The organism is Mesorhizobium sp. M7A.F.Ca.CA.004.12.1.1 (assembly GCF_003997835.1).
Classification (GTDB): domain Bacteria; phylum Pseudomonadota; class Alphaproteobacteria; order Rhizobiales; family Rhizobiaceae; genus Mesorhizobium.
In genome coordinates this window covers 1-11,210 of the sequence record NZ_RZRK01000108.1, presented here as the reverse complement: position 1 = coordinate 11,210, position 11,210 = coordinate 1, and the positions used below count along the sequence as shown (strand labels likewise).

The window sequence follows — 11,210 nt, the reverse complement described above, 5'->3', positions numbered from 1 at the left end:
GGAGTAGGAAAATCTTGGTAAAACAGGCAGATAAAGCCGGAATCCGATGGCAATGGCCACGTCAAGCTGTCAAGAAAGGGCTTGACGCGCATGCAAAATTGGTAATACCAGATTGGATCAGAAAAGCGGATCGAAAGTGAGGGCTGCGATCCATTTTCCGGCAGGGGCGAGGAGGCTCGAAACCGGGAAGGTGCGATCACGGGAGGAACTACCAGGGCCGGCCCCGTTGCCGGCTCGCACGATAAGGTAGAACGCGCACAAGGGAGGAAATCATTATGCGCAAGTTAGTGACCAGCGCACTTGCTGGTATCGGCTTAACGCTTGCCTGCGGAACGTCCGTTTACGCGCAGGACAAAGAACTCACCATATTCTGGGCGGAATGGGATCCGGCGAACTATTTGCAGGAACTCGTCAATCTCTACGAGGCCGAGACCGGCGTGAAGGTCACGGTCGAAACCACACCTTGGTCCGACTTCCAGACCAAGGCATTCACCGAGTTCAACGCTAAGGGCAGCGCCTACGACATGGTGGTCGGCGACTCGCAGTGGATCGGTGCCGCATCCGAGGCGGGCCACTATGTCGACCTTACCGACTTCTTCAACAAGCATAATTTGAAGGAGGTGATGGCGCCGGCGACTGTCAAGTACTACGCCGAATATCCGTCGGCCTCTGGCAAGTACTGGTCGATCCCGGCCGAGGGTGACGCAGTCGGCTGGTCCTACCGTAAGGACTGGTTCGAGGACCCCAAGGAAATGGAAGCCTTCAAGGCCAAGTATGGCTACGATCTCGGCGTGCCGAAGGATTTCAAGGCGCTGCGCGACATTGCCGAATTCTTCCACCGTCCCGACCAGAAGCGCTACGGCGTCGCCATCTACACCGACAATTCATATGATGCCCTGGTGATGGGCGTCGAGAACGCCATCTTCTCCTACGGCGGCGAACTTGGCGACTATGCCACTTACAAGGTCGACGGGATCATCAACTCCGATCAGAACGTCAAGGCGCTCGAGGTCTACAAGGAACTCTATTCCTTCACACCTCCTGGTTGGGCCAAGAGCTTCTTCATCGAGGACAACCAGGCGATCACCGAGAATCTGGCTGCGATGAGCATGAACTACTTCGCCTTCTTCCCGGCGCTCATCAACGAAGCCTCGAACCCGAATGCCAAGAACACAGGCTTCTTCGCCAACCCTGCCGGCCCGAACGGCGACCAGTTCGCCGCGCTCGGCGGCCAGGGCATCTCCGTCATCTCCTATTCCAACAACAAGGAAGAGGCGATGAAGTTCCTGGAATGGTTCATCAAAGACGAGACGCAGAAGAAGTGGGCGGAACTCGGCGGTTACACGGCAAGTGCCAAGGTGCTCGAGTCGCCTGAATTCCAGAACGCCACGCCTTACAACAAGGCTTTCTACGAAACCATGTTCAAGGTGAAGGACTTCTGGGCGACGCCGGAATATGCCGAGCTGCTCATCGCGATGAACCAACGCGTCTATCCGTACATCACCGGCAATCAGGGCACGGCCAAGGAAGTGCTCGATGCGCTCGCCGCGGACTGGAACGCGACGTTCAAGAAGTACAACCGCGTGAAGTAAGCGGTACTAACGCTCGGAAGGGGTGGGAGCCCACCCCTTCCGTTTTCTTTTCTCAAGGAAGGAACTGGCCTTGGCCACTGCAGTCATGACCACGCTGGATCCCAACTCGCGCTCCGCCACCCGCGGCATGAGCGATCTCACGATCCGAAATCTCTTCATCATTCCGACGATCGTTTTCCTGATCGTCTTCAACATCTTTCCACTGCTCTATTCGCTCGGCTATTCGTTCACCGACTTTCGCGCGTCGAGCCCGGCGGCGGCCAATTTCGTCGGACTGCAGAATTACCGCGAACTGCTGAACGACCCGTTCATCTGGTCGAATTTCGCCATCACCGCCAAATATGTCATCGTCTCCGTGGTCGGTCAGGTCATCGTCGGCTTTGGCGTGGCGTTGCTGCTCAACCGCGATATCCCGCTGAAGGGCCTGCTGACGACACTGCTGCTGTTGCCGATGATGCTGTCGATGGCCGTCGTCGGTCTGTTCTGGAAACTGCTCTATGATCCATCATGGGGTGTCATCAACTATGCACTCGGCCTCGGCAATTTCGAGTGGCTGTCCAACCCTGACATGGCGCTCTACGCGGTTGCCATCACCGACATCTGGATGTGGTCGCCCTTCGTCATGCTGCTGTCGCTTGCCGGCCTGTCGGCAGTGCCGAAGCACCTCTACGAGGCGGCGGCGATCGACCGCGCCGGCTCGTTCTATACCTTCTTTCGCATTACGCTGCCGCTGGTCGCGCCGATTCTGATGATCGCGATCATCTTCCGCACCATGGAGGCGTTCAAGACCTTCGATCTCGCCTACATCCTGACCAGCCAGCCAACCACCGAGGTGATCTCGATCCGGCTCTACAAGATGGCGTTCCAGGAATGGCAGACCGGGCGCTCCTGCGCGCTTGCCTACATCGTGCTGATCATGGTGCTGGCTATCACCAACATCTACGTCAAATACCTCAACAAGGTGAAGGAGCGCTGAGATGGCCGCCGTCCGCACTTCTTCCGAAATCGGCTTCAATCGCGTCGCCATCGTCGTCGTCCTTTTGGTGACGATCATCTTCCTGGCGCCGATCTACTGGATCGCCTCGACGGCGTTCAAGCCGCGCAATCTTGCCACGACCATCCCGCCGACGGTGGTGTTCCAGCCGGAGATATCGCCCTTCGTCAAACTGTTCACCAAGCGCTCGCAACTGCGCAGCGCGCCGACGCCGGAAGAGTATGCGGCAGCGCCCTGGTGGGAGCGCGTCGTCTTCGACGGCGGTGAAAAGATCGTGCGCGACGGCAAGGGCCAGGTGCAATGGTCCGGCTATCCGAGCCGCTTCATGAACTCGCTGATCATCGCCATCACCTCCACGGTGCTGGCGGTCGGCATGGGCACCTTCACCGCCTATGGCTTTTCGCGCTTCAAGGTGAAGGGGGAGGCTGACCTGCTCTTCTTCATCCTGTCGACACGCATGCTCCCGCCGGTGGTGGTGGCGATCCCGATGTTCCTGATGTACCGGGCGGTCGGCCTCAACGACACGCATGTGGGCCTGATCATCCTCTACACCGCGTTCAACCTGTCCTTCTCGGTGTGGCTGATGAAGGGTTTTATGGATGAGATACCGAAAGAGTATGAAGAGGCGGCCCTGGTCGACGGTTACACGCGCATGGAGGCCTTCTTCAAGATCGTGCTGCCCGAGGCGGCCACCGGCATCGCCGCCACCGCGGTGTTCTGCTTCATCACCGCGTGGAACGAATATGCCTTCGCACTGATCATGACCAACCGCCGCGCCCAGACCGCACCGCCCTTCATCCCGAGCCAGGTCGGCTCGGGCCTGCCGGACTGGACGGTGATCGCCGCCGGAACCTTTCTATTCCTGCTGCCGGTCGCGATCTTCACGTTCCTGCTCCGCAACCATCTGCTGCGCGGCATGTCCTTCGGAGCGATTCGCAAATGAGCTTTCGTGCCATCAACCAGAAATATCTGGAGCCCGGTTCGCAGGTGCTGATGGTGCTCGGCATCATAGCACTCTGCCAGCCCTGGAACCTGTTGTTGCACACATATGGCCTGACCATCATCCTGATCGGGCTGGTCGGCTTCAACGTAACCTCCAAGATCGCGCCTGAGGAAAAGGCCGGCACCGGCCAGGTGCGCAATCCGGGAGCACAGCATTGACCCAGATCGAGCTTCGCGGCGTCCAGAAATTCTTCGGCGCCGTCCAGGTCATCAAGGACCTGAACCTCAAGATCGCCGACAACGAGTTCATCGTTCTGCTCGGCCAGTCGGGCTGCGGCAAGACGACGACGCTGCGGGCCATCGCCGGGCTGGAAACGATCGACGAGGGCGACATCCTCATCGACGGCAAACCGATCCAGCATCTAAAGGCCGCCGACCGCGACATTGCCATGGTCTTCCAGTCGTTCTCGCTCTATCCGCATATGAGCGTCTACGAGAACATCGCCTTCCCCTTGCGCGCCACGCGCAAGAGCAAGACGGAGATCGACAGCGAGGTTCGCTCCGTCGCCAAGACGCTGCAAATCACCGATCTGCTGGACAAGAAGCCATCGGCGCTCTCGGGTGGCGACATGCAGCGCGTCGCCATTGGCCGGGCGCTGGTGCGGCGGCCGAAGGCCATGCTGATGGACGAGCCGATCGGCGCGCTCGACGCCAAGCTGCGCGAGGAGATGCGCGCGGAAATCAAGCGGCTGCACATCAAGCAGGGGTCGACAACCATCTATGTGACGCACGACCAGATCGAGGCGATGAGCCTCGCCGACCGCATCGTCATCATGCATGAAGGCGTGCTGCAGCAGGTCGGCTCGCCCGACGAGGTCTATTCGCACCCGGCCAATCTGTTCGTGGCGCAATTCGTCGGCAGTCCGGTGATGAACGTCGCCGATGCGGCAGTCGCCGAGACGGCGTCCTCGGTCTCGGTGACGGTCGGCGGGGCTCCCGCCGGCTTCGAGTTCCCGCGGGCGCTGCTGTCGAAGCTCAACGGCCATGCAGGCGGCCAGCTCGCGCTCGGCATCCGGCCGGAAGGCGTTCTCATCCGCCGCGAGGCGACGGAGGGGTTTTTGCCGGTCGAGACGCAGATCGTCGAGCCGCTTGGCTCCTTCGACATTGTCGATCTCAAGGTCGGCTCAAAGATGCTGCGCGCACGCACCAAGAGCGGCTTCGTCGCCGGTCCCGGCCAGAAGGTGTTCGCCAGGATCGATCCGGCCCAAGCGCATTTCTTCGACACGGCAAGCGGCAAGTCGCTGGGAGTGAGATTGTGATGGCCGAAGGACACGAAAGGCCAATGACTTGGCCTTTCGAACAATCGAACGCCCGGAGCTATAGCGGAGGGCAGACACCCTCGAAAAAGAGATCGGGACGATAGACATGGCCCATATCCAGCTCAAGAACATCTCGAAGACTTTCGGCAACCACACTGCGCTCACCGGGCTCGATCTCGATATTGCCGATGGCGAGTTCTTCGTGCTGCTGGGCGAGACGGGCGCCGGCAAGACGACGACGCTGCGGCTTATCGCCGGCCTGGAAAAGCCGAGCGAAGGCCAGGTCTTCATCGACGGCGTCGACGTCGCCGACTGGGGTGCGGCCGAGCGTGACGTGGCGCTGGTGCTGCAGCAATACTCGCTCTATCCGCGCTACACGGTGCGCGAAAATCTCGAATTCCCGCTGAAGCCGAAAATTCGCCGGCTGCCCGACGCCGAGATCAAGGATCGCGTCGACCGTGCCGCCCGTACGCTGCGGATCGAGCACCTGCTCGACCGCAAGACGGATCGGCTGTCCGGCGGCGAGATGCAGCGCGTCTCGATCGGCCGCGCCATCGTGCGCAAGCCGCGTGTGTTCCTGATGGACGAGCCGCTGTCTGCGCTCGACGCCAAGCTGCGCGAGGCGCTGCGGACTGAACTGAAGAACCTGCAGATGCAGCTCGGCGCCACCTTCCTGTTCGTCACCCACGACCAGATCGAGGCGATGTCGATGGGCGACAAGGTCGGCGTGCTCAACCATGGCCGCATCGTTCAGACCGGCACGCCGCACGAGATCTACAACAATCCGCGCGATACCTATGTGGCGAGCTTCGTCGGCTCGCCGCCAATGAACCTCATCGACGGCAAGCTTGTGAACGGCCGCGCGGTGATGGCGCCGTTGAACTTCGAACTGCCTTTTTCGGGGGGAGCCAAAGCGGGCGGGGCGACCGACGGTCGCCCGCTCGTCTTCGGCATTCGTCCCGAGGACGTCTATCTCGAGAGCGGCGCGCCGGTCGAGGCGCATGTCCACGACGTCGAGAACCACGGCGTCGAAAAGATCCTGACGCTGCGCGTCGGCGACGCGACACTGCGTGCCACCGTGCCGGCCAGGACCGACGTCGCCATCGAGCAGGCGGTGCGCTTTGCCTGGAACCCCGACAAGGTGGTGCTGTTCGACAAGGGCAGCGGCGTCAGCTTGCGGCACGCCTCATAAAGCGCGTCGCGCTGAAACGGATTCATGCGACGCGCTTTAGGTCTTTGTTTTTGTGCATGTCGTTCTCCCAAAACCGAGGTCACTTTTGGGCGACATGCGTGAGGCCGCATCCCAGCCTATTTCTGGAAGTAGGTTTCGTAGGGCGTGTCGTTGATCAGCAGGATCACGCATTCCGTGTCGGAGACGCAGGCGTCGTCATGCATCTCATTGGCTTTCTGGGTCCAGTAGGATCCAGGAGGCAGTTCGACCTTGGTCGCCTCGCCGCCATCCATCTGCCAGTGCGCCCACAGCCCCTTTATGACCACCGCGCGATAATCCGCGGTGTGCGCATGGACCGGTGCACGCCAGTTGCCGGGAACCTTCAGCAACGTGCCTGCCGGGCCCTTGGCCCGCTCGCCCCACAATGGGCCAAGACGATGCGGCTGGTCGGGTACTTCCGCCACATAGGGGATCTTGTCGGCCGGCAGGTAGCTGTCCTCGAGGGCAAAGGCGCGCCCGGGAACCGCAAGCATGACGGCGAGTGCGATGACCTTCAGATGATCTGGCATGGTTCTCCTCTTCGGACCGACTGGACGCCGGCCTCTGGCTGCCTGGTTATGGCAAGCTATTGCATGCGGGTGGCCCGGCAATGGCATTGCGTCCGGAAGGCTTGGCAATTCATCCAGACCCGGCAATTCATCCAGACCCTGCGATCCATGGCCGCGGATCCGGGATCGCCTCAGCGGTTTTCGGAGCTGCCGTCGACGGTGCGCAGGTGGCTGGGCGCGATGCCTATGATGCGCTTGAACGCCCGGCTGAACGACGCTTCGGAATCGTAACCCAGTCTGGCGGCGACCACCGAAACCCGCATCCGATCATCGATCAGCCATTGCCGCGCCTGGTGCATGCGTATCCGGGCGACATATCTCGCCGGTGTTTCGCCAACGACGGCCGTGAAGCGTTCGGCGAAGGCCGATCGCGAGGCGCCCATTTCGCGCGCCAGCGCTTCGACAGTCCAGTTCCTGTCGGGCTGCAGATGAATGGCGGCAACTACGCGGCCGATGTCGCGATCCCTGATCGCCGCGATCCAGCCTCTGGTGTCGCCGCCGCTGTTTTCCACCCATGAACGGATGATGCTTGCAGCCAGTACGTCGGCCAGCCGCGCCAGCATGCCGCCGGAACCGGCGCGGTTCATGGTGATCTCGCCGGCCATGGCTTGCAGCAGATGCGGAATACCTGGCTCGCCAGCCATCAATTCCTTGGCGCGCATCATGTCCGGCATCATGCCCAGCAAGGGGTGCGATCCGTCCAGGTTGAAGTGCATGCTGCCGCAAAACAGCAAGATTTTCGGGCCGTGGCCGCCATTGGAGACATTGAAGACATTGTCCTGCAAAGGCTCGACAGTGTAGCTTTCGATCGGCACGGCAGGAATGCCAGGCGCGCTGGCAACGACATGCTCGGCGCCGCGCGGCAAGAGCAACGCATCGCCGGGTGTCAGCTCAATCCATTCTCCGGCTGGCGAGAACAGCCAGCATCCGCGGCGGCCAATGAAGTGAAATCTTGCTGCCTTCTGGGCAGGAAACAACACGGCCCATGGCTCTGAAAGTTCGCAGCGGCCATAGTCGACGCCATCAAGCCGCAATCCGCGCAAGATGTCGGTGAGCGGACCCTCCGAGGCCGGCAAGGCAGTCTTGGGCGAGGTGAAAACCATGCGGATTTTTCTAGAGCAGTTCATCGTTTAACGGAAACGTTGAACCGCTCTATCTCTTTGTTTTGACGCAATTCCGGACGGAAAAACCGCTTCACACTTTTCCTGGAATTGCTTTAGCCTGGAATCACCAGTCCGTCACGGCCTCCATGCGTCGGCTCAGGGCAACGAACTCGGGTCAACGGGTTCCTTCGGAGCTTTCGCCAGGCGTAGGGACGGAGCATCAAACGAAAAACCCGCCTGTGCGGCGGGTCACTGGCGCAAATCAGCACCATAGACAGAAATGTAGCATAGCTGAGGTCACCGAGTCAAGAAAAAATTCCTATCGCGAAAAGCTGCCGGGACCACCGAACTGGCTGCTGCCTTTGGCAAGCTGAGTTCGAAACCCTGTGCGTCAGCTGGCCTGGCGGATATCGGCCTGTTCCTCGGCCCGGAGATGGCTGCGCGCCGAGCCGATGACGCGCTTGAAGGCGCGGCCGAAGGCGGCATCGGATTCATAGCCGAGACGCCAAGAACCATCACGGTTTTCGGGCCGGCGCCGTTGTGATGGCAGCGACGAAGCGGTTCAGGCTGTCCTCGACATAGGCGGCCACTTCGATCGCCGGGTCAAAGCTCCACCACAGCAACGAGCCTTGCCAATGCGAGGCCATCAGCAGGCCGATGTCGCGTGGCGGGTTGGGCGTCTTGGCAAAACAGGCTGCAAGTGTGTCGCACAGGAACGCCTTCCAGGCCGCACCCCGCGCCCTGAGCACGGGATCGCGCAGATCCTCGCGCAGGACAAGCAGGCCTTCGGCATAGGATTCGATGCCGCCATAGGATTGCGACAGCGCCACCAGCAACGCGACCGCACCGGTGGGGGTTCTGGGAACGGTGGCTGCCAGCTTTCTGGTGTTCTCGTCGAGACCGTCCCAGGCGTGCAGCAAAGTGCGCTGTTTCAGCTGCACCTTGTTCTTGAAGCGCTGCACCAGCGTTGCACCGGAGAGACCGCAGGCCTTTGCCAGACGCTCGAAGGTGAGTGCTTCGGGACCATGCTCGTGGATTAGCCGGTGCGCGGTCTCCAGCACCTGCTCGTCGGACTGGGTTTTTGGCCGTGTCATCTTGACATCCCGATATAACCGAATGATCATTTATATATATGGCGCGAACAGCACAAGCCAGCCTTGTCTGATCGATGAGTCCGTTTTTGGGAGAGTTCAATGACGCTGCAAGGGAAAGTTGCTCTGGTCGCCGGCGGGACGCGCGGCGCCGGACGGGGCATAGCGATCGAACTCGGCGCAGCCGGCGCCACCGTCTATGTCACCGGGCGCAGCACGCGCGCCCAGCAATCCGAATATGCCCGGCCCGAAACCATCGAGGAAACAGCGGAACTGGTCTCGGCGAACGGAGGCAAGGGCATCGCCGTTCAGATCGATCATCTGGTGGCCGACGATGTGCGCAAACTGGTCGAGCGCATCCGCACCGAACAAGGCCGGCTCGACATACTGGTGAATGACATCTGGGGTGGCGAGAAACTGTTCGAGTGGGACAAACCGGTCTGGGACCACAATCTGGACAATGGCCTGCGCATGCTGCGGCTCGGCATCGACACGCATCTGATCACCGCGCACCATGCGCTGCCGCTGTTGATCGAACGTCCGGGCGGGCTGCTCGTCGAGGTCACAGACGGCACGGCCGAATACAATGCCGATCACTACCGGCTGTCGCCATTCTACGATCTCGCCAAGGTCGCGCTGACGCGCATGGCATGGGCGCATGCCCAGGATCTCGCAAAACACGACGCAACGTCCGTGTCGCTGACGCCCGGCTGGCTGCGTTCGGAGATGATGCTGGAAGCCTTTGGCGTGAGCGAGGGCAATTGGCGCGACGCCACCACTGAGGTGCCGCATTTCGTCATTTCCGAGACGCCACGTTTCGTCGGCCGCGCCGTTGCGGCTTTGGCGGCGGATCCGGACCGCTCGCGCTGGAACGGACAGTCGCTGTCCAGCGGCGGGCTGGCGCAGGTCTACGGCTTTACCGACCTCGACGGCTCACGGCCCGACGCCTGGCGTTATGTTCCCGAGGTTCAGGACGCCGGCAAGCCCGCCGATGCGACGGGCTATCGATAGGTAATTGGTTCCTGCGCAATTCCGGACGGAAAACCGCTGCGCACTTTTCCTGGAATTGCGTCAGGCGGACCGCCCGTCGAAATCGAAGACCGACAGGGTCGAGGGATCGAGATCGGCCACGCAGTTGATATTGATGTAGGCGCTGCGTTCACGCCCTTCGCGGACATCCTCTGCAAAGGGATGGATGCCGCAGGCCCGGCAGAACCGGTGCGCGATGGCATGGTTGCCGAATGTGTAGGTGCCCAAATCGTCGCCCCAGGCCAGGACCCGCAAGGTCTCATGCGGAATGGCACACAGCAGGGCGCCCTTGCGCGTGCAGATCGAACAATTGCACCTGATGGCACCGGTCAGTTCGGCCTTGAATTCGAAGGCCACCTTGCCGCAGTGGCAGCTGCCTTTGTAGAGCATCGGGCTTTTCCTCGTATTCGACAGGGTGCAAAACTGCCTGCGCCGGGTTAAGTCTGGGCAAGCCATGCACTGGCCGCACCCCCTTAAGACGTTCGAGGCGTCCGGAGTCCGACACCGAAAATGCAATCCGTTCGTGATCATCTGGAAATCATTCTTGCGCGCCTCGCCGCCCGTGCCGGCGAAGAGCACGTGTTCACGAAGCTCTATGCCGAAGCCGCACGGGCCGCGGCTGATGCCAGCGATGCCCGCAAGCGGGCAAGTGTGACGCTAGGGCCGCTCGACGGCACCGTCGTCTCGATCAAGGACCTGTTCGATGTCGCCGGCGAGCCGACCACGGCCGGTTCGCTGATGCGCAAGACCGCGGCGCCCGCCCAAAGCGACGCGGCCATCGTCAGCCGGCTGCGGCAGGCCGGCGCGGTCATCATAGGCAAGACCAACATGACCGAATTCGCCTTCACCGCGATCGGCGACAACAGGCATTTCGGCACGCCTGGCAATGCCGTGGACGCCAGCCGCATTCCGGGCGGCTCTTCCTCGGGCGCAGGCGTTTCCGTCGGCGAGGCGACAAGCGAAATATCGATCGGTTCCGATACCGGCGGTTCGATACGCATACCGGCTTCACTCAACGGTGTCGTCGGCTTCAAGCCGACAGCGCGACGTGTGCCGCTCGCCGGCGCGTTCCCATTGTCCGCCACGCTGGACTCGATCGGGCCGCTTACCCGAACCGTCGCCCAGTGTGCCGCCGCCGACGCCGTGATGGCCGGCGAGGTGCCGACCGCGCTGGCGCCGATTGCCCTTGCAGGGCTTCGCATAGGCATTCCGCGCGGCGTCCTTTTCGAAGAGACGGAAGACGAGGTGGCGACCGCGTTCGACCGCTGCCTTGGCAAGATCGAGCAGACAGGCGCGCGGATCGCCGACCTGTCGATCGACGATCTGCTCGCCGATTTGCGCGCGGCGACCAAGCGTGGCTC

Annotated in this window: 12 protein-coding genes; 8 read left to right on the top strand and 4 right to left on the bottom strand. The window is 61.6% G+C overall.

The window, feature by feature from the left end:
• Positions 1-275 precede the first annotated feature (275 nt).
• The 6 genes from EN984_RS08335 (at position 276) to EN984_RS08310 (ending at position 6,039) form a co-directional block, all read left to right on the top strand.
• Positions 276-1,592, top strand: coding sequence for an extracellular solute-binding protein (locus EN984_RS08335; RefSeq protein ID WP_127268333.1), 1,317 nt, complete (start codon positions 276-278; stop codon positions 1,590-1,592).
• 70 nt (positions 1,593-1,662) lie between these two features.
• The gene (locus EN984_RS08330) at positions 1,663-2,568 is read left to right on the top strand and encodes a sugar ABC transporter permease (RefSeq protein ID WP_023812446.1); all 906 of its coding nucleotides are present in this window, start codon (positions 1,663-1,665) and stop codon (positions 2,566-2,568) included.
• 1 nt (position 2,569) lies between these two features.
• Positions 2,570-3,529, top strand: a complete 960-nt coding sequence (locus EN984_RS08325; RefSeq protein ID WP_127268334.1) for a carbohydrate ABC transporter permease — start codon at positions 2,570-2,572, stop codon at positions 3,527-3,529.
• Positions 3,526-3,747, top strand: a complete 222-nt coding sequence (locus EN984_RS08320; RefSeq protein WP_127268335.1) for a hypothetical protein — start codon at positions 3,526-3,528, stop codon at positions 3,745-3,747. Before EN984_RS08325 ends, EN984_RS08320 begins: the two co-directional genes overlap by 4 nt.
• Positions 3,744-4,847 carry an ABC transporter ATP-binding protein gene (locus EN984_RS08315; protein ID WP_127272298.1) on the top strand — a complete coding sequence of 368 codons (1,104 nt, stop codon included), beginning with the start codon at positions 3,744-3,746 and terminating at the stop codon, positions 4,845-4,847. Before EN984_RS08320 ends, EN984_RS08315 begins: the two co-directional genes overlap by 4 nt.
• Positions 4,848-4,953: 106 nt before the next feature.
• Positions 4,954-6,039, top strand: coding sequence for an ABC transporter ATP-binding protein (locus EN984_RS08310; RefSeq protein ID WP_127268316.1), 1,086 nt, complete (start codon positions 4,954-4,956; stop codon positions 6,037-6,039).
• 116 nt (positions 6,040-6,155) lie between these two features.
• On the opposite strand, the gene EN984_RS08305 is transcribed toward EN984_RS08310, so the two are convergent.
• The 3 genes from EN984_RS08305 to EN984_RS08290 form a co-directional block, all read right to left on the bottom strand.
• Positions 6,156-6,587 (bottom strand): DUF4437 domain-containing protein, encoded by a 432-nt coding sequence (locus EN984_RS08305; RefSeq protein ID WP_127268317.1) that lies wholly within the window; start codon positions 6,585-6,587, stop codon positions 6,156-6,158.
• 170 nt (positions 6,588-6,757) lie between these two features.
• Complete coding sequence (locus EN984_RS08300) at positions 6,758-7,729, bottom strand: AraC family transcriptional regulator (RefSeq protein WP_164748935.1); 972 nt, start codon at positions 7,727-7,729, stop codon at positions 6,758-6,760.
• 515 nt (positions 7,730-8,244) lie between these two features.
• Entirely contained in the window at positions 8,245-8,823 is a 579-nt protein-coding gene (locus tag EN984_RS08290) for a TetR/AcrR family transcriptional regulator (protein ID WP_236383011.1), read from the bottom strand.
• Between the two features lie 99 nt (positions 8,824-8,922).
• On the opposite strand from EN984_RS08290, the gene EN984_RS08285 reads away from it, so the two are divergent.
• Complete coding sequence (locus EN984_RS08285) at positions 8,923-9,831, top strand: SDR family oxidoreductase (protein ID WP_127268320.1); 909 nt, start codon at positions 8,923-8,925, stop codon at positions 9,829-9,831.
• A gap of 60 nt (positions 9,832-9,891) precedes the next feature.
• Here the strand turns inward: EN984_RS08285 and EN984_RS08280 are convergent, their stop codons facing one another.
• A complete protein-coding gene (locus tag EN984_RS08280; RefSeq protein ID WP_127268321.1) occupies positions 9,892-10,239 on the bottom strand; it encodes a GFA family protein in 348 nt (115 codons plus the stop codon).
• Positions 10,240-10,359: 120 nt separating this feature from the next.
• Here EN984_RS08280 and EN984_RS08275 point away from each other — a divergent pair.
• Positions 10,360-11,210, top strand: an 851-nt coding sequence (locus tag EN984_RS08275; protein WP_127383696.1) for an amidase, incomplete at its 3' end; no start/stop codon positions are given.

Bases quoted from the DNA above. Each gene is read 5' to 3' on its own strand.
- EN984_RS08285 (WP_127268320.1), top strand. From the start codon at position 8,923: ATGACGCTGCAAGGGAAAGTTGCTCTGGTCGCCGGCGGGACGCGCGGC.
- EN984_RS08280 (WP_127268321.1), bottom strand. From the start codon at position 10,239: ATGCTCTACAAAGGCAGCTGCCACTGCGGCAAGGTGGCCTTCGAATTC.
- EN984_RS08320 (WP_127268335.1), top strand. From the start codon at position 3,526: ATGAGCTTTCGTGCCATCAACCAGAAATATCTGGAGCCCGGTTCGCAG.
- EN984_RS08290 (WP_236383011.1), bottom strand. From the start codon at position 8,823: ATGACACGGCCAAAAACCCAGTCCGACGAGCAGGTGCTGGAGACCGCG.
- EN984_RS08335 (WP_127268333.1), top strand. From the start codon at position 276: ATGCGCAAGTTAGTGACCAGCGCACTTGCTGGTATCGGCTTAACGCTT.
- EN984_RS08300 (WP_164748935.1), bottom strand. From the start codon at position 7,729: ATGGTTTTCACCTCGCCCAAGACTGCCTTGCCGGCCTCGGAGGGTCCG.
- EN984_RS08305 (WP_127268317.1), bottom strand. From the start codon at position 6,587: ATGCCAGATCATCTGAAGGTCATCGCACTCGCCGTCATGCTTGCGGTT.
- EN984_RS08310 (WP_127268316.1), top strand. From the start codon at position 4,954: ATGGCCCATATCCAGCTCAAGAACATCTCGAAGACTTTCGGCAACCAC.
- EN984_RS08325 (WP_127268334.1), top strand. From the start codon at position 2,570: ATGGCCGCCGTCCGCACTTCTTCCGAAATCGGCTTCAATCGCGTCGCC.